This window comes from Paenibacillus sp. W2I17 (assembly GCF_030815985.1).
Lineage (GTDB): Bacteria > Bacillota > Bacilli > Paenibacillales > Paenibacillaceae > Paenibacillus.
Genome location: NZ_JAUSXM010000001.1, coordinates 6,264,428 through 6,281,958, shown reverse-complemented (window position 1 = coordinate 6,281,958; position 17,531 = coordinate 6,264,428). Strand labels below are relative to the sequence as shown.

19 protein-coding genes and 1 pseudogene are annotated in these 17,531 nt (G+C 40.1%); 1 reads left to right on the top strand and 19 read right to left on the bottom strand.

Annotated features, from left to right (window positions below; genetic code table 11):
* Positions 1 to 3 precede the first annotated feature (3 nt).
* The 19 genes and pseudogenes from QF041_RS28085 to QF041_RS27995 form a co-directional block, all read right to left on the bottom strand.
* Positions 4 to 933, bottom strand: a complete 930-nt coding sequence (locus QF041_RS28085) for a GNAT family N-acetyltransferase (protein ID WP_307416449.1) — start codon at positions 931 to 933, stop codon at positions 4 to 6.
* Positions 934 to 1,253: 320 nt separating this feature from the next.
* Entirely contained in the window at positions 1,254 to 1,991 is a 738-nt protein-coding gene (locus QF041_RS28080; protein WP_307416448.1) for a DUF1361 domain-containing protein, read from the bottom strand.
* A 41-nt stretch (positions 1,992 to 2,032) separates the two neighbouring features.
* The gene (locus QF041_RS28075) at positions 2,033 to 2,314 is read right to left on the bottom strand and encodes a GNAT family N-acetyltransferase (protein ID WP_307417068.1); all 282 of its coding nucleotides are present in this window, start codon (positions 2,312 to 2,314) and stop codon (positions 2,033 to 2,035) included.
* Positions 2,315 to 2,477: 163 nt separating this feature from the next.
* Complete coding sequence (locus QF041_RS28070; protein WP_307416447.1) at positions 2,478 to 2,933, bottom strand: GNAT family N-acetyltransferase; 456 nt, start codon at positions 2,931 to 2,933, stop codon at positions 2,478 to 2,480.
* Between the two features lie 26 nt (positions 2,934 to 2,959).
* The gene (locus QF041_RS28065; RefSeq protein ID WP_307416446.1) at positions 2,960 to 3,364 is read right to left on the bottom strand and encodes a GNAT family N-acetyltransferase; all 405 of its coding nucleotides are present in this window, start codon (positions 3,362 to 3,364) and stop codon (positions 2,960 to 2,962) included.
* A gap of 128 nt (positions 3,365 to 3,492) precedes the next feature.
* The gene (locus tag QF041_RS28060; protein ID WP_307417067.1) at positions 3,493 to 4,719 is read right to left on the bottom strand and encodes an amidohydrolase; all 1,227 of its coding nucleotides are present in this window, start codon (positions 4,717 to 4,719) and stop codon (positions 3,493 to 3,495) included.
* A gap of 618 nt (positions 4,720 to 5,337) precedes the next feature.
* Positions 5,338 to 6,171 (bottom strand): class I SAM-dependent methyltransferase, encoded by an 834-nt coding sequence (locus tag QF041_RS28055; RefSeq protein ID WP_307416445.1) that lies wholly within the window; start codon positions 6,169 to 6,171, stop codon positions 5,338 to 5,340.
* Between the two features lie 146 nt (positions 6,172 to 6,317).
* Positions 6,318 to 6,446: a class III lanthipeptide gene (locus QF041_RS28050; RefSeq protein ID WP_218639195.1), complete on the bottom strand. Its 129-nt coding sequence runs from the start codon at positions 6,444 to 6,446 to the stop codon at positions 6,318 to 6,320.
* Positions 6,447 to 6,482: 36 nt separating this feature from the next.
* Positions 6,483 to 6,611 (bottom strand): class III lanthipeptide, encoded by a 129-nt coding sequence (locus QF041_RS28045; RefSeq protein ID WP_218639195.1) that lies wholly within the window; start codon positions 6,609 to 6,611, stop codon positions 6,483 to 6,485.
* Positions 6,612 to 6,647: 36 nt separating this feature from the next.
* On the bottom strand, positions 6,648 to 6,773 hold the full coding sequence (locus QF041_RS28040; protein WP_218639197.1) for a class III lanthipeptide: 126 nt from the start codon (positions 6,771 to 6,773) through the stop codon (positions 6,648 to 6,650).
* Positions 6,774 to 6,838: 65 nt separating this feature from the next.
* Positions 6,839 to 8,053: a lanthionine synthetase C family protein gene (locus QF041_RS28035; protein WP_307416444.1), complete on the bottom strand. Its 1,215-nt coding sequence runs from the start codon at positions 8,051 to 8,053 to the stop codon at positions 6,839 to 6,841.
* Positions 8,013 to 9,452: a class III lanthionine synthetase LanKC N-terminal domain-containing protein gene (locus tag QF041_RS28030; protein ID WP_307416443.1), complete on the bottom strand. Its 1,440-nt coding sequence runs from the start codon at positions 9,450 to 9,452 to the stop codon at positions 8,013 to 8,015. Before QF041_RS28030 ends, QF041_RS28035 begins: the two co-directional genes overlap by 41 nt.
* Before the next feature lie 124 nt (positions 9,453 to 9,576).
* Complete coding sequence (locus tag QF041_RS28025; RefSeq protein WP_307416442.1) at positions 9,577 to 10,218, bottom strand: ABC-2 transporter permease; 642 nt, start codon at positions 10,216 to 10,218, stop codon at positions 9,577 to 9,579.
* A pseudogene (locus QF041_RS28020) lies at positions 10,219 to 11,071 on the bottom strand (ABC transporter ATP-binding protein).
* Between the two features lie 26 nt (positions 11,072 to 11,097).
* Complete coding sequence (gene yfmH / locus QF041_RS28015) at positions 11,098 to 12,390, bottom strand: EF-P 5-aminopentanol modification-associated protein YfmH (RefSeq protein WP_307416441.1); 1,293 nt, start codon at positions 12,388 to 12,390, stop codon at positions 11,098 to 11,100.
* Complete coding sequence (gene yfmF, locus QF041_RS28010) at positions 12,387 to 13,661, bottom strand: EF-P 5-aminopentanol modification-associated protein YfmF (RefSeq protein ID WP_307416440.1); 1,275 nt, start codon at positions 13,659 to 13,661, stop codon at positions 12,387 to 12,389. Before yfmF ends, yfmH begins: the two co-directional genes overlap by 4 nt.
* A gap of 453 nt (positions 13,662 to 14,114) precedes the next feature.
* A complete protein-coding gene (locus tag QF041_RS28005) occupies positions 14,115 to 14,420 on the bottom strand; it encodes a YfzA family protein (RefSeq protein WP_307416439.1) in 306 nt (101 codons plus the stop codon).
* 237 nt (positions 14,421 to 14,657) lie between these two features.
* Positions 14,658 to 15,212 carry a methylated-DNA--[protein]-cysteine S-methyltransferase gene (locus QF041_RS28000; protein ID WP_307416437.1) on the bottom strand — a complete coding sequence of 185 codons (555 nt, stop codon included), beginning with the start codon at positions 15,210 to 15,212 and terminating at the stop codon, positions 14,658 to 14,660.
* Between the two features lie 42 nt (positions 15,213 to 15,254).
* On the bottom strand, positions 15,255 to 15,959 hold the full coding sequence (locus tag QF041_RS27995) for a DNA alkylation repair protein (protein WP_307416436.1): 705 nt from the start codon (positions 15,957 to 15,959) through the stop codon (positions 15,255 to 15,257).
* A gap of 190 nt (positions 15,960 to 16,149) precedes the next feature.
* On the opposite strand from QF041_RS27995, the gene mgtE reads away from it, so the two are divergent.
* On the top strand, positions 16,150 to 17,520 hold the full coding sequence (gene mgtE, locus QF041_RS27990; protein ID WP_307416435.1) for a magnesium transporter: 1,371 nt from the start codon (positions 16,150 to 16,152) through the stop codon (positions 17,518 to 17,520).
* Positions 17,521 to 17,531 lie beyond the last annotated feature (11 nt).

Here is a 17,531-nt window from a genome sequence, read left to right as displayed (position 1 = left end):
TCCTCAGGAATATACATCGTCTGAATCTCCTGCACACCCGGAATTAAAGCCCAGATTCAGATACACGGACTCCGCATCATTTCCTTGCATCACATACAATCGCAGCACGGGATACTTACCTTTAAGTTCATTTAATGCTCTCTGTAACATCAGTGTAGCAAGCCCTCTTCCTCTATAGGCCGGACGAACACCTATGCTATACACAGCAGCCTGATTATCTTGCAAGCACAAGCGACAATTTGCAATAAGCTGTCCCGTTTCCTTGTCATATACAAGCGTGGAGGCTTGAGTCAGAATTTCATTGGTATAATTAGGATCATCGCTTGGTATAAAATCTGCAAGGGAGGTTTTATTTCTTCGTGTAGCTTCAAGACTTCCTGCAAAACTCTCCAGGTCACATTGAGCAATTTCATCTTCATTCACATATTTTCTATTGCCGGTTTCACTTTCAATAATCTCTGGACTCTTCACGGTTACCCTGCTGTCCCATTCGATTTCAAAATGATCCGTAGGCCGCTGCATCCAGCGACATCTGAACTCCACTGGCCAGAATCCAGCTCTTGCATATAGATCGACTTGGTCTGGAAGAATCTCAAAGGTCAGAATACGTTTGGTGCGATCCGACCACTGTAATAATTTATGCTTCAGAAGTTTCAATACCTCAAAACACTGCTGGAATGGCGGGACAAAAAACAAATGATACATCTGATTAGGCTCCATTCTCACGCCACCTATTTTGCTTTCCCCCTTGTAAATCCAGTACGCACTGATCTTGGGAGAACTGAACTCTTCTTCCCTGAAAAATCCGACATAACGCATATCATAATAAACCGTGCAATATAATCCCCATTCGGCAAAATCAGCTTTGCGAATCGAATATTCATCCGACAGATCATATTGAAGAATATCTGTAGACCACTTAGTTAAACTCATACGTAATTCCTCCTCAATTCTAATTAAATGGAAAGCAATCAAATCATTTTTCTATACGCCACCCCGTAAACATGAATTAACACATGCTGTTCCTCCATACGTTCGAAGAAATCCAACATATCCTTAAACGGATTCTCGAAATACGAAGTCAGGTATGCAAGCTCTGGCGTTGTTTTTATAAAATTGTAAAAAAAGTAGGGATCCATGTTGCCCACATCCGCTGGATGACCAAGGAAAACCTCTAATGTCTGCCCTGTTTCTGTATTCTTGAACATACATCACAGCCAACAATTCTTCCGTAATTTTCTGCGTTATCGCCTTCATAATTTCAGATCCTTTGCCCTTTCCAATGAAGATGAACTGCTAGACCCTGCTGTTAGCAAAGATAAAATAACGTATCCAAAAAGTTGAACCGTAAATACAATGGCGACAAACTCAACCATTATGCTGTTCGCTGCATTAAAATCATTCATTAGATCCACGAAAATCTTCCCAGGTCGGGTTAATATATCCCACGAATTCCACCGATTAAATCTACCAATGTAGACTCCTACACTGCTCAATAGCAAAATAACACCGACAACCATCATACTAATGTACCTATTTATTAATTTGTTTAACATTCCATGGATATGAATGATCGAACAAGTCGAGAGCAGCAATCCGATGATCGCTACGGCAAACGTCAGGGTGAGTCCATACCAAAAATCAATATTAACCCAAAATCTAACCTCCCCTTGAGCATCAAAATATCTGAATGAATGCAGAATCTCCGTAAAAAGGTAGGCCGCATTGGGCAGAAAAAAGAGCCATACTCCACACATCAGCCCCATACATATCATGCTCGTTGTGGTTAATTTCTTATTGAATATGTATCTAATGCAGGATGAGATGATGAATGGTACCCATGCCAGGAACATGTCCCAACTTAAAAATCGATACATATTCGTATCTGTTTGAGCACGTAAATACATCACAACACCTAGACAACATAAAGTAGCCACGAGCAAGGTAACGATGAGTCGGACATCTTGAACCGGATGTTTGTTATCTTTCATTTCTTTGCTTCTACTTCCTTTTCCTTGATAAATGTTATAAGTTATAAATACTTTTTAAATGCCTTGCTGGATTCTCCGTTGTACCCCAATTTCGTATAAAAGTGATGTGCTTCGTTTCTGGATGATCCGCTCGTAAGAAACACCTTCACACAATTTTTCTGCTCACATACATGCTCTAAATGTTTCATCAATTCAGATCCATATCCCTTGCTCTGCACATGTTCCGTAATGATAACCCGCTCAACTACGCCGAATGGTCTATTTTCCACCAAAGCATCCAGACAAATATGTAAATGAGCCGTGCCGATCACCTGATCACACATTTCATACACAAACAAGAAACTGTTGGGTTATTCCGAACCTCTTCAATCCGTTCTGCCAGTACCTTCGTGTTTAAGTTGTTCGGCAATAATTCTTTATATAACCTTTCGATAACCGCTGCATCTCTAGCTTCTGCCTCTCTTATCATCAAGCTCCCCCTCCCTGTTACCTCACTTGATAACTTAAAATGATATCACCATTGTCTTCAAACTCTCCCGTTTCTTGAAACCCGCAACGCTTGTACAGCACATTTGCCGCAATGTTATGTGGAACATGGGATACCCTGATTTGCTGGCAGTCACTTCTCTCTTGCAACATACGAACCACTTCTTGAATAGCAAGTTTGCCGTAACCCTTCCCCTGGTACTTCTCATCAATCATGAAGCGCAGAATCCAGTAATACCCATCATTGTAGATCTCGTTATCAAATAAAATAAAACCGACCATTTGATCATCTGCCAAAATACCGTATGGCTTGGACGTAATCTCCTTCGTTGCATGAATCAATGAATCCGCATTGCTTGCGACCAGATCTATCTGATCTTCCCGTGGTTTAAGGTGGATGCACTCGAGTTCATTTTCTTTGGTTATGGGTTGTAACGTCACTTGCTCTATATCCACAATCATCTCTCCTTGCAGCTAACTCACTAAATTTTCTTGATCAATATAATCTCCAAAGGTTGTGTATCCAGCAACAGAGCCCCTGCATCAACATACCCCAGCTTTCGATAGAAATGTTGGGCATGTTCGTCTGATTGCGTTGAAGTCATCACCGTATCAAAGCCTTGTTGCTTCATTAGATTTTCCCAGTGATGCACCACTTTTTTGCCATGTCCGCCGTTTCGATAGGGTTCATCAATCCAGATCATATTCATGAAGGGAAGGTTGTCCCAAAAGTACCCGTACCTCATCCATCCAACTCTTGTTCCCTCGTCCCATAGGATGAATATTTCTTTCTCACTAATCTTCGTTTTCACAAGTGGCTGATGGATATGCCGATCTCTTTCAATGATATAGTCATAGTCAGCTTCCGTTGCATACTCAATCTTCATTTGAATTACTCCCTTCATTAACTACGTCCATCATAACCCAAAATGTGGTATATGCGAACAGTTCTTTCCTCTTTTTCTCCCATGCCAAAAAACCACGGTTTCCCGTGGCTGCACCCGCTCTATTTTCCTCAATCCGCTGTTGATCCGCTGACCAATTGCCCCTTGTACCATACGGCCTGCCGCGCAGATCGCCGCGCAACGGCTTCCGCCGAACAACTCGCATGCACCAATACAAAACTCGCGGTGTCGCCTACCTTCGGCCAGACTTGTTCCCCTTGTGAATCCAGCGGTGTAATACCGCCTGTTACCCATGCCAAAGATTGAGACAAGGACAGTTCGTCACTGTATCCATACAGTTCTGCAAAGCGCCCCGCTTTCTCAAGCAGATCCCCATTGCCAAAAGGAGACCAATGATCCGTCAGGCTGTCTGTGGCCAGCTTCACGTTCACACCCATACGGTGGAGCATGGGAAGAGGCATCATAGTTCTGCCAATAGGCACCGTGGAAGCAATGCTCATCCCAAGCGAGGCCATTCGCTGCGCCATGTCTTCTGCTTCCTGGTGCTCTGCGCGGGCGAACCAGAACGCATGACTTACCGTAACTTTACCCTGAAGCCCTGCTGCTTCGGTCAGATTTGCGAGTTCCAGCAGCGTTTGTTTGCCGGCCTGCCCGCCATCATGCAGATGAATATCGATGCCCGCCTGGTGCTGAACAGCCAGTTCAACCATGGCGTTCAGTGATTTCTCAATCTGTTCGTCCACCGTATGAGGATCAAGTCCGCCCACATGCGTTGCACCTTCCTTCATCGCTTGGCCCATAAGCTCCACTGAATGGGAGCGAAGCAGTCCATGCTGCGGGAAAGCCACGATCTCCGAAGAGATTTTGCCCGAAAATGATTCCAGAGCCTGCCGCGTCGCTTCCAGTCTTTTCAAGCCACTGACGGGTTCAATATTGCAATGACTACGTACATGAGTGGAGCCGTACCCCTGAATCAAGGTCAGAATACTCTCCGCTTGACGCTTGGCATCTGGTAGCAGCTTGGGCAACAGAACCTTCTCTTCTTCAATACGTTCGAAAATACTGGAGATACGTTTAACGGCTGTCCACGGCCCATCGTAGTAGGTTTTATCCAGATGAATATGTGCCTCCTCGAACGAAGGTAACAGCAGAAGTCCCTTGCTATCTACTTGTGGTAGATCGCTAGACAGCGGGTTGTTTCCTTCCACAATCTCCGCGATCACTCCATCTTTAATCCGCAGATGAGCGGGGCTTGTCCGTGTCCCCGTCACCTGTTCCCCCTCCCGAACATAACCCCGCTCCACAGTCACGTTTGTTAACCAATAAGCCTGTTTCATCATGTCATCCCTCTTTTCTTACCCGGCATTACGCCCCCCGGATACCGATTGATCTATGATCCATGGTACCATACGGTTTCACCGGGCAAAAATACGTAAAAGGTTGGTGTTCCATATGCGGAACGTTTGGCTCGCTACGGATCAAAGAATGCCAAAAAACAGACACAATCCAGTGCCTGTCCTACGCGTTCAATCTCCTATCAGAGATTTATTTTCCATCCATCTGTCTATACATTCATCCAATCTCATTAAAAACCAAACCGCGCATGCCTTTCATCCGTCATGCCTTCAATGTGCTGGTCGCTTAAGTAAACGCTCTAATAGCATACAAAATTTATTATGTAAATATGACGCTTGCTTGGACTATCTCCAGGCTTTATGATGATAAACATGAAGTGATATGGATAATCTGAAGTATACTGCTCCGAATGATTTTTCACATCATAAGTCTCTCCAGAAAATAACGGAATCCTCTCGCGTTGATCGAGAGAGTAAGCAGAGGATCCGCAGCATGAACCGAAAAGTAAAGAACCGGGGTAATTCCATGCATGACTGGAGAGAGAGGACGTTCGAGACAAAGCATTTAATGTGAAAACTGTCGGTGGCGGGTCATAATCCTTATTTCTTCTTTAAAACCGCCGCGAAAGACTCACCCTCCGCTTGATACTCTCCGCCATTCACATCTGCGTATATTTTTTCGAGAGTAAATCCGGCATCATTCACTTCTTTTTCCAGACTTTCAATCGTAAAATGTTGATTCCAGTAATGATAATTAACTAGCTCACCATCTCCAAAAACGAGAACATTTTTTGACAAAGTCACATGATCAGGGTATTTTATTGAAGCAAATAAAGATAAATGTTTTTTATCCGAAAATGGATTATCTTTTCTAGTTAAACCCCACATAAAATTTTGCTCAAATTTTTCGTAACTATTCTCCGATAACACATCTAATAGAACTAATCCTCCGGACTTTAAACCACGATGGATATTGCTAAGTATTTTTCTTCTGTTTTCCGGATTAAAGACACTATAGATTTCATAGATTAGTAGAGCAAGATCAAACTCCTGTTCAATCTCAATGTTAGTCATATCTTCGATTCTGTAATCTATTATTAAACCCTTTTTTTGGGCTTCGTGAACTGCGTATTCAATTGATTTTTCATTAAAATCCACACCAACAACCTCATATCCCCTAGCAGCTAAACTTTGGGAATACAGGCCTGGGCCACAACCTAAATCAATGATCTTTTTATACTTCGTCAACGGTGCAATTTCGCTAATAAAATTAACAGTTTCATCAATAAAATCGTTCCCCTTGCTTCCACCAGGAATATTTTCATCAAAATGAGCTTTCAAAACAAAGTCAGCACGGTTTGAGTCAAGCCAGATTTGTACTGATCCTTCCTCAAATGGCTCGGGAATTTTAGCTATATCCAGTAATTTCTCCATTTTTTCACCTCTATTGAATTTTTATTGGTTGGTTTGTATCTAAAATAATGCGTTGCTTAGCTGAAGATCAGCTAAAATCAGCTAAGCAACCAGTTATTGAAGTTAGTAAAATGGCGCGTTTTTTGCAGTTCTATTTCATAGATTTTTTAACAGCTGTTACTGATTGTTGAAAGGAACGTAGTTACAGTCCATGTGGTTGTAATTGTTCCATCCACGGCTTGGCCTTTACCTTCTTTGTCTTTTGCTAATTTTTGCAATTCCAATACTGCATTCATTGCTTTCACCTCCTTTTCTAAGTGGAAATCATACTTTTAACAGCTGTTACTGATTGTTGAAAGGAACGTAGTTACAGTCCATGTGGTTGTAATTGTTCCATCCACAGCTTGGCCTTTACCTTCTTTGTCTTTTGCTAATTTTTGCAATTCCAATACTGCATTCATTGTTTTCACCTCCTTTTCCGGAATGATACTCACTTTTTAGCAATGATTACTTAATGTTGAAAGAAAAATGGTTACTGTAATTGTTGTTACTGTTGCTTCCACGGCATGACCTTTGCCCTCTTTGTTATTGGATAATTTCTGCAATTCCAACACTGCATTCATTGTTTTCACCTCCTCCTAAAATTTATGTTCAACAATATACCCATATATTTCTCAACTAATTTTTATTAACTCGTTACTGAAACATCGTGAGCTTTAGTTCTTGTCAGAAATTCATCTGAATTGACTAGTGGCAACCAATAGAGCGGGTTATCTTTGACGATCCCCATCAATGCCAGTATTATTCCCGAGCTACCTGTATACACATCATCCGCTAGCCTATATGAGAATTGACCCGGGTATACATAATATCCATTTTTATCAATTAAGAATAAATTAAGCAGGCTCAATACCTCTTTAATAATTACTTCACGATCCCCGTTATTTTTCATCAAAGAAGGAATTAAAAGGAAGCTTCCTGCCCCATCGAACAACCCACCACTAATAGTGGAACAGATCTGTGACAACTTTGTAATCGCATTGATTTCTTCTTGATAAGCCTCTTCTCCACTTACATGATTTAGAAACCATATTGCAATTCCAATTCCAATCGACCCTCCTGAAAGATAGGGCAATTGACGATTTCGATTATCCAATGTTTGTAGGGAGCCGGTTACCTCATCAAATATTGTTTTTTCTAGATCCTCCTTTATTAATTGTCTAGCTCTCTCCAAATACTGTTTATCATCCGTGATGGAATACATGGCGGAATAAAAGAGAGAGACACCTGATAACCCATCAATTACTCCTATCCCTACTGCCATCCAATCATTCGTGCTAAACCGCGCATCGTTATTTCGATTTCTTTCAATTGACTCTTCAATTTCCTTCGCAAACTGTAAATATTCATCGTTTTCTGTCTCGATATATAAACTGATGACGAACAGTCCTATTCCTGAAAGACCTGAGCGCAAAGAAATATTGGATTCGTTCATATTAGCTCTTATGTTCTTCAATTCATTTAAGACAACTGCCTCATAACCTGTTTCATACAATAAAGCCAATATCCCTGTTTTCCCATCAAACATACCATTGGCTTCAATAGTATTTAAATTTCCTAACAAAAAGTCTTGGATCCACTTATCGACTTCTAGAGAGTTCGTATTATTTTTGATAAGTGTAAAAGCAGCACCAGTCCCACCAGTTAAAAAGTTGAATTTACCCCCATTCATCTCAAACTGGCGGATATCTCCATGAACAAATCTTTCATCATTTGTTAAATTATCCTGCATGCCCTCTATTAATTTCTTCGTGATTGAGGAGATGTTAAAGTCACTTGTTTTATCAGAAAGGACCATTTCTTTAGGAAAATACTCTTGGTAATTTCTTATTTTTTCGGTCACATTTCTCCTGTAAATCTACAATAAATTGGTAAAATGAGTCTTCATAAATCTCTTTTATCCATCTGAAATGATTGTATTGTAGGTACTCATCTAAAACTTCCGAAGATAACACTGGAAGAGCCAGATACTTTGTTAATTTCTTTAATCCAAACCAATCTCTCGCTCCACTGATCTTCATTTCCTGGGATGCGAATCCGATGGTCATCATAGTGGGTTTGTCTTTGGAGGTTACATGCATAGCTGTTTCAAAATCAATTAGCCTCACGGTTAAGTCATCAGCCACCATTATATTCGCTGGCTGAAAATCACCCATGGCTATTCCTTTCTTATGCATCTGATCTATCAGTGTAAAAAGTTGCAACAATACCTTTTTAACATTTGCGGCATGATTACGCATACGCTCATCGTCTCTAAAGAATGGAAAGTGTTGAGCGAGCCACTGCCTTAAGTCTCCCCCTTCAATGAATTCCTCCACCAAAAAGTAGTGCTCCCATTCTTGAAAATACTCTATTAAACTTACAACGCCCGTTACATCTTTAAGCTTCGCTAAAGCATCATATTCCTTTATCTGTCTCGATAAGGAGTCATGAGCTGAACCGTCCAAACCAGCATTTGGCCTGGCTTCCTTGATAATCACATTCAGGTTATCTTTCTTTCGAGTCGCACGGTATACCCCACCCGCATTACTATAGCTAAGTGCACTTTCAATCTCATATCGCTCTAAATTGCCATCCCCTTTAGTTTCCAGATCATCAGAATAATTTAGTGAATTCAGATAATCATCAAAATCTTTCACAAAATCAGGAACCTGATAAAAAGGCGTTCTCTCATCTTTAACTAGATTACCTTGTCCATCCTTAATACAATGTTCTCCATATTCATTATATATACTCCTGAATCCACCATATCTGTAAAATACATTACTATTTTTCCATCTCTTATCACTAAGTATATACGCGCCTTTCTTAAACCCTTGGGTTGCCAGACATAACATGTCTAACAATTTTACAAAGACATTGTTATTCACAGGGTATATTGTTATAAACTTCCCCGAAGAAGCACGATTGGCATTCTTCGAATTCGTTTTGATAAAACTTTGTCTATCCTTGAGGTGCTTGAACTCAATCCGCTCATCTATACATAATTTAGAAACCCGATCTAACAGGTTCTGTGATTCTTCGAATAACGCTGTAACATGAATTTTCCATCCCTGATCAGGAAGTCGTGAACCTTTAACATGATAGTGCTTCCAAACCGATTCACGATCTGAGATAACCGCATATGTATCAGGAATGTCACCAAGTTCATACCTATTCTGCTTTTTTGCATCATTCTCCAATTTACCGTAATATTCCGAGTTTGGTTTTAAATATAGATTGTATAGCATATTTCCTTCCATACATAACCCCTCCGATTTAGCTTTAACGTACTCTATTATCGAAATAATTAACGTTGTTAGACGAATTACATATTAAAACAGCCTTCAAAAAAATTTTTGAGCCTGTTTTATAAACTTGTCATTCTTAAAATTCTTTCCTTCGGTATATTAGAATAGCAGACCATAAAGATACAATATAGACAATAACACCAAATATTAAGTAAATAAACGGGGCAAGTAGATCTGGATTGTTCGGGTTAAAGAATGATGCCACATAACCAACCAAGCTTTGTGAAACAATCGTAATCAATATCGCCCCACCTACACTCCCCAATGTAATGGAATCCGATTTTTCTGGACCAAAGATGTAGTACAGTGGAAAATTTATTGCACCAGTGAGAAGAACTGCGAAAATCCCAAAAAAGATAGAATTGGACATCTCATTGATCGGCTTGCCTGACACCAGATCATATATATAAAAGATGCTATACGATAGTATAACTCCGTAAATTACCACCAAAAAATAGAAGAGGTAGTGACTTTGTACAATAGTACTTCTACTGACAGGTAGAGTAAGAACATATTTATCATAACCCGACTTACCCTCGAATTTGATTACGTCAAGGGCAGACATCACCATAAGCAAGATATTTAACAGTGCAACTAACCGGTGCATAGAGGCATCTGCAAATGTTAAAATGATGACCGATAACAGTATGGCCAGTCCCGTATATAAAAAGGAACTCCGATAAACTAAATAATAACTTGTCAATAATAAACCGTTCATTTATTCATTACTCCTTGTTAATAATAAGCTGATGTCATCCATTGAGATGGGCTTTGTCACCAGATCATGCGGTAATTGCTTTTTATCGGATACAAGTACACTGTAATACGTATCAAGGTTTCTTTTGGCAACCACGATATCTTGGTTAAGTGAATTAAGTTTTTCCATGTCCATATCTACAATTGTATAGTTTTCAAAAACTTCATCTTTCTCTGCATTCAGCAAAATTTCACCTTCCTTTATAATGACAAGATGAGTAGCTATTTTCTCAATATCACTCATTATATGAGAGGAAAGTAATATACCTCCGTTTTCTTTGCTGGCAAAAACTTTTTAACTCATTTAACATCTCTTCTCTTGATGAGGAGTCAAGCCCTCCCGTCGCTTCGTCAAGAAGCAATAATTGTGCATTATGCGATAATGCAACAGCAACTGACAGTTTCATTGACATCCCACGTGAAAATTCATTTACCTTTTTATCTACAGGAAGAGAAAAAGAACTAACTAAACGATGAAAGTTATCCTGATCCCAAGAATCAAACAATTTGCCAAAAACTTTATTCAGTTGCTTTATTGTAAGATGAGCCGGCAGATTAGCTGCATCAAATACGACGCCAATCTTCTCTTTGATTTTAGGGTTTTTATTTATATTTTCTTCTCCAAATATGTTCACCATGCCATCGTCATTGGAAATTAACCCTAATACAATTTTGAATGTTGTTGATTTCCCCGCACCGTTATCGCCAATAAAACCAACAATTGATCCGGATGGGACATTAAATGAAATCCCCTTTAAGACAACCTTGTTTCCATAGGATTTTCTAACATTTTTAATTTCTAAAAGATTTGACATTCTCTCACCTCCTGATTTTCTGTCTTCTATTTGTCCTTTACAATTAATGTTGTTCTTGAATCATCCGAAAAGTGTACATGCAGTACATCTTCAAGATCAGATGCTGTTAAGCTCTCAAGTGTTGACAATACGTCAAATAAGTCCAAGTCATTAAAACGATAACGTGTAAATTGATTAGCGATAAATTGAGGCGAGTTAATGGCACTTAAAAATGCACCAATCTCTTTGTTAATAACACGTTCTGCATCGTCTTGATTGATGGAGTCCTTTTTAAATTTCTCGATGGTTTCACTTATAATTTTAATTACGTCTTCAGGCGAATGACTGTTTCCACCTATGATCGAAAACCCAAAATTCTTTTCATGTGTATATTCGAAATTAAATGATTTGTCCACATAACCATTCTCATACATTTTCTCATAAGTTTCTGAACCGCTTCCGAACATCAACTCAAGCAAAACATTTAATGACAACTCATATTTAAGTATCTCTTGTCCTTGTTTTATCGGAAATGATTCTTTGTATCCAATAAAAACTTTAGGAATCGGAACTGGCAATTTTATAACACTTGAGCTTTTGTTCACTGCAGCACCTTCTTCAGGAAAAAAACGGCGAATCTTTTTAGTTTCCGGAAATTCTTTTTGCTCCTGGTTGCTTCGAACAAGCCTTAAAATTTCTTCAGGAACTACAGGTCCAATAACGAAAAGCAACATGTTGCTCGGGTGATAAAATGTATTATAGCAAGTGTACAAATCCTCTTTTGTAATTTGTTGAATAGAAGGAATTGTTCCTGCAAGATCGATTTTAACTGGATGACTCTTATACAGATTATCCAGAACACCAAATCGTGCACGCCAATCTGGATTATCGTCATACATTTTTATTTCCTGTTCAATGATACCTTTTTCCTTTTCTACCGTTTCATCTGTAAAATAGGGTTCCTGAACAAAATCAAGAAGAGTTGTGAGATTCTCTTTTATGCGAGATGTAGCCGATAATGTATATGCCGTACGAGTGAAACCGGTGAATGCATTAACAAAGGCTCCTTGCTCTGCAAATTTATGAAATGCATCCCATTTTTCACATTCAAACATCTTATGTTCTAAAAAATGGGCTATTCCATCCGGGAATTGAACAAAATAATCTTTTCCTTCAGGTGAAAATTTGTTATCTACCGAACCGTACTTAGTTGTGAATGTAGCAACTGTTTTATGGAAGTCTTTCTTGGGATGTATGTACACTTCAAGGCCATTGGCGAGCTTTTCATAATATATGGTTTCTTCTAATCCCTCGTAAATAATGGTGTGCAATTCATTCACTCCTCTCTATTCAAGAAGTAGATCGTATCCAGTTCCCACTTTTTAGCGGCGCAAATAACATCAGCTTTTGATATTTTACTAATTCTTTGAATTTGATCATGTATATCAATAGATAATCCACTATCCACAGATTGAATGAATATGTCCATAATTCCTACAGGAGAATCATGCGCTTCCAGTAATAGATTAATCAACATTCCTTTACCTTGTTCAACTTCCGCATCTGTAAATTCTCCTTGTTTCATGGCACGCTCTTGTTCTCTAATCATTTCAACTACACGTTCATAATGAATGAAATCAATCCCTGCCATAGCGATCAATAATCCTTTATTGCTTTCCATTTGGGAATGAGAGAAGTAAGCAAGACTTTCCTTTTCACGTATATTACGAAATATCTTGGAAGATGGGAACCTGCCAAAAATAGCATTCGCCACTCTTGCAGCCTCGTAATCCTCATCTTGTATTGTCGAAGAAATTCTGTACCCTAACAGAAGGATACCTTGCTTTACGTCCATTTTATCTTCAATAACTTTAATATCATTTACAGTTACACCTGCAGAAGAAAACCCTTTCATAAATTCATTGTTATGTTGTTCACAAAAGATGTTCTGCACCATTAATTTGACCTGATCTTCGTTAAACGCACCCACAATAAATAAGTCAAAACGATCCGTTTGAAGCATATTTTCGTAGGCTTGATAAATTGATATTGCATCCAGTGAATTAATATCTTCTTTTCTTCCGAATGCTGGAATTTGGTAAGGCTCACCTTTATACATCTCTTCTAGCAAGCGAACATTCGCGTATAGCATTTTTTCATTATGTATTGAATCAATCCGTTGTTTTAAGGAACGTTTCTCTTGTTCAACAATTATAGAATGAAACCCTCCATTTTCAATTAAGGGATTGTAAACGATCTCATGCAATAACTCAAGAGACGACTTCAGTAATGAAGCAGAATCATCAAGAAATTTGTCCGCAGGTATCTCCATCCTAAAAACAATGCTATGATCTTCACCTTTTTTTTGTACATCTAGAAGGAGAGTTGCTCCGTACAATTTATCAAGTTTTTGTTGTATCAACTTACGATTCGGGTAATGTATTGACCCTCCGTTCAGGATATGGGGAATGAGTGCTCTTGCAGTGATCAAACTCTCTTGGAGAGGCGACTTCATCGTTAACATAATGCTTACTGTCTTAAATTTATTCGTGTTGTACAGGTGAAGATGTACGCCGTTTAACTCCTCGGAACTTATATGTATATCTTCCAACTGTGATTTCCCCCCTCATATATCTATGTAAGAATTCTTTTTATGTCCAAATCCATAAATATATTAATTGATGATCACCAAGATAGTAAACTAAATAATCTACATTTACATATTTTTTCCACTATTGTATCATAACCTATCATATAGTTCTACCATAATTGCCAAAATAATTCAAAATTCCACTTTGCTGCAAACGGACGTTCCTCACGTAACATCGACTCTTTGAGAACTCACTCTTGTTTATGCGTTTGAATTATTAAAATGTTCTGAAACTGCACATTTGATATTTAGAAGTGACTGATGTGGAGAGAAAGCTGAAAAAGAGGAATTATAGATAAGGTGATCTTAAGAGAACGTCATCAGAAAAAATAACAAGCTGGCTCCTGGTGTTTACCATAACCAGCTTGCAAATTGGATTTCTATAAATCTTTTAGTATCATGCCATTTGTTTGCTTATCTTTTTGCAAATATAGCTGATATACTATCTCCCAATGCTTGAATCAATATTGCAACAACGTGAACTATCAAAAACAAATTAAAAAATGGAAAAGAATACGGGGCAATCCGTTCGGTGAGTAATTTTGATTCCAAAATCCCTCTTACCGTTTTGGCCAATACGTTGTCACTATCGTTTATACTGGGTTCCAAGAAAGTGCCATCAATGGCGATAAAAATTATTTGAACAACTATGAATATTCCAATCGTAATGATCCAGCGCTTTGCTCGATTAGAATGACGCTTTTGAGGAGCATACGACATCGTAGTTCCTCCTTTCTGAATTAAATTTGAATCCTCATTGAATATGCATATTCCTAGTAGTTGTATTTAAGATATATATATACCACACATAGATTATATACCACTTTCATATTACAAATCACTTATTTTATTCCAAATAAAGAAAAACAAGGATAATCAAAATTGTTTATGATGCTCTCTAAATAATAAATATGCTTTAATTCATATTGGACTTTCACTTTCTAACTATTATCAGGCTTAAAAATGAAACCGCGCATGCCCTCCATCGGTCACACCTTCAATCTGTTCGATATCCAGCAGTCTGCGCTTCATCTCCAGGCCTCCACGGAACCCGGTCAGCTTGCGATTAGCCCCGATAATGCGGTGGCATGGTAGCAGAACCGGAATTGGATTGGCCCCATTGGCAGCCCCAACTGCTCGCACAGCCGAAGGTCTTCCAATTGCAGCAGCTATATCACCATAGGTCCGAATTTCACCGTAAGGCACATGCCCTAGCTCTCTCCATACCTCCTGTTGGAAGTTCGTTCCGATCAAGTCCAGTGGGATCGCATCTGTATAAGCCATGGATTCTCCTGCAAAATAGGACTGTAGCCAGTCCATCATACCTGTTTGTTTCAGAGCATGCTCGTTCTCTTCCAGTTCCACGCCAGGTGCAACTTTCTGTATCCAGCCGTTCCAATCTTCCAATGTTTCGTTTGGCATGACCACTCGGCACAATCCCTGTTCCGTAGCGAGCAGTACCCATGGACGACCGTCCAACTGCATCGTGGTGTACATCAACTTTTTTCTCATTCGTTTACCGCCCTCTCCCTGGTGGAATGCTTAATGCTAGAACTAGGAGGTAACCTGCTTCTTCACCTTACGTTTCATATTGCGGATGATTTGCTTGCTCTCCTGATCCACGCGATAAGATTCCGTGATTTTCTGAAGTGCCTTATTATACGTAAAATCGTCCAGGGTATTATGGTTCAGATAACACATAGTCACCTCAGGTTGTTTCACATAAGCCATTGAGATGGCCCAAGCAACTGCCATTTTCACATAATACGCCTCGTGCCTAATCTGATCCAATGCGGATAGAACCTGATCGATATATCGCTCATTCAGATAAAAATTCAACAGCATTACCACACCAAACCGGATTTCATATTCCTGATCTGATCTCAGATAGGGCTGCAAGAACGCCCACATGGGCTCCGAATGAACCTTCGTATATTTCAGTCCCGCACAGAAGCTGTCACACACCGACCAGTTGTCAATCTTGGGTACAAATGTTTCAATAGCCTTTAACAGTTCGTCCAGATCAGCCTGTACATGTCCAATGACCATCGCTTGCAACATCACTTCTTCAAAATATTCATCCTCTGCCGTTTCCAGATACGTGCGCCAGTCCCCGGCGGCAAGTTGCTTGGCAATTTTTCGTAAGGTTGGCAACCTGACACCTAGTACATTCGTGATGTTGGGAATAAGTGCAGCCGAGAATTTCTGATACTCCGGCTCAACCATGCTGAGCAATTGTGTTCTGATATCTACTTCCACTAGCGCATGTCCTCCTCGTCTGTTGCTGTACAACAAGTATATCCTTGCAGCGGCTGTTTGTAAGCCCATATCGAATGTTTGAGCAAGATTACAATATCATTTTGGATATTCTCTTTTTCTCGATTTTGTTTAACCGCCAACCCATTTCGTTTAAAAATATGAAGCTGACCGTTTAGAAAGGAGTGTCGATATGAACGGACCTCATACCAAAAAAGATTTCTCCGTGGAGGAGATCACCGAACAACTCGTGCAACATGTACAATCCCGGAACCTTCCCGATTTCTATAAATTGGTGAAAGAACTGCATCCCTACGACCTCTCACTTGTATATAAAAAGTTCCCTGAAGAAGAAACTAATCGGTTTTTGCTCCTGTTCAAACCCGATGCTCTGGCGGATCTCGCCGAGACCTTGAAGCTGCACGAACAGATTCAACTGTTTGAACGACTTGGGCCGGAACGAACACTTGAAGTCATGCAGCAGATGGACAAAAGTGATCTGATTCGGTTCATGCACGATTTACCCTCCAAACGCAGAGAAGAATTGCTGACCAATATGAACCTGGATCACTCTGCCATTATCCGATCCGTGCTTAATTACCCGCCGGAGACGGCAGGACGCATCATGACAGATCAATATCGGACCTTGCTCGCTCATGAGACAGCCAAGGAAGCCTTACGACAATCGCAAGGTACCATGCATATCTCAGCCTCCAGTTATCTCTATGTAACCGATAATGAAGGCAAACTGGTCGGTGTCGTGAGTTATCGATCCCTTGCCTTGGCTGACGATAAGACCCAGGTTGAAGAACTGATGACCCAGCGGGTGATCCATGCAACGGTAGATATGGACCAGGAAGAAGCAGCACAGCTTCTACAGCGTTATGAGTTTATTGCACTTCCGGTGGTGGATGAAAATCACAGGTTATGCGGTATCATTCAGATGGATGATGTCATCGATATTATTATGGATGAAGCCAGTGAAGATTTGGCCAAGATGGGGGGCGGCGGTAAAGATATCGACTTTGATACCAAACCACTCGTTGCCGTCAGACGCAGGCTTCCCTGGCTCATTCTATTGCTGCTGATTGGTCTAATCTCGGGAAGTATTGTGGATTTCTTCGAGGATACATTGAATCAAGTTGTAGCACTGGCATTCTTCATGCCGATGATCGCAGGTATGACCGGTAACACAGGAACGCAGTCTCTGGCTGTTGTGGTACGCGGACTGATCGGACGCAAACTCGACAAAGCCACCGTACTCGCACTGATTGGTCGGGAGATCAAGGTAGGCATAATGATTGGCTTGGTATGTGGATTGCTGATTACTGTCATCGCTTATTTCTGGCAAGGGGACTGGCTGCTGGGCGCCATTATTGGGGTATCTCTGTTCCTCACTCTTGTCATTGGTACACTGACCGGTACATGCATCCCGCTTCTACTTAGTCGTTTCAAAGTTGACCCGGCTGTTGCCTCTGGCCCGTTAATCACCACATTGAATGATATCTTGTCCCTGTTTATCTATTTTGGGATCGCCACACGTTTCCTCGATGCCTTGATGTAAATAAGTTGTGC

Excerpts from the sequence above, each read along its gene's own strand:
- QF041_RS28085 (WP_307416449.1), bottom strand. The coding sequence starts at position 933 with ATGAGTTTAACTAAGTGGTCTACAGATATTCTTCAATATGATCTGTCG.
- QF041_RS28080 (WP_307416448.1), bottom strand. The coding sequence starts at position 1,991 with ATGAAAGATAACAAACATCCGGTTCAAGATGTCCGACTCATCGTTACC.
- QF041_RS28075 (WP_307417068.1), bottom strand. The coding sequence starts at position 2,314 with ATGTGTGATCAGGTGATCGGCACGGCTCATTTACATATTTGTCTGGAT.
- QF041_RS28065 (WP_307416446.1), bottom strand. The coding sequence starts at position 3,364 with ATGAAGATTGAGTATGCAACGGAAGCTGACTATGACTATATCATTGAA.
- QF041_RS28060 (WP_307417067.1), bottom strand. The coding sequence starts at position 4,719 with ATGAAACAGGCTTATTGGTTAACAAACGTGACTGTGGAGCGGGGTTAT.
- QF041_RS28055 (WP_307416445.1), bottom strand. The coding sequence starts at position 6,171 with ATGGAGAAATTACTGGATATAGCTAAAATTCCCGAGCCATTTGAGGAA.
- QF041_RS28050 (WP_218639195.1), bottom strand. The coding sequence starts at position 6,446 with ATGAATGCAGTATTGGAATTGCAAAAATTAGCAAAAGACAAAGAAGGT.
- QF041_RS28045 (WP_218639195.1), bottom strand. The coding sequence starts at position 6,611 with ATGAATGCAGTATTGGAATTGCAAAAATTAGCAAAAGACAAAGAAGGT.
- QF041_RS28040 (WP_218639197.1), bottom strand. The coding sequence starts at position 6,773 with ATGAATGCAGTGTTGGAATTGCAGAAATTATCCAATAACAAAGAGGGC.
- QF041_RS28030 (WP_307416443.1), bottom strand. The coding sequence starts at position 9,452 with ATGGAAGGAAATATGCTATACAATCTATATTTAAAACCAAACTCGGAA.
- QF041_RS28025 (WP_307416442.1), bottom strand. The coding sequence starts at position 10,218 with ATGAACGGTTTATTATTGACAAGTTATTATTTAGTTTATCGGAGTTCC.
- QF041_RS28005 (WP_307416439.1), bottom strand. The coding sequence starts at position 14,420 with ATGTCGTATGCTCCTCAAAAGCGTCATTCTAATCGAGCAAAGCGCTGG.
- QF041_RS28000 (WP_307416437.1), bottom strand. The coding sequence starts at position 15,212 with ATGAGAAAAAAGTTGATGTACACCACGATGCAGTTGGACGGTCGTCCA.
- mgtE (WP_307416435.1), top strand. The coding sequence starts at position 16,150 with ATGAACGGACCTCATACCAAAAAAGATTTCTCCGTGGAGGAGATCACC.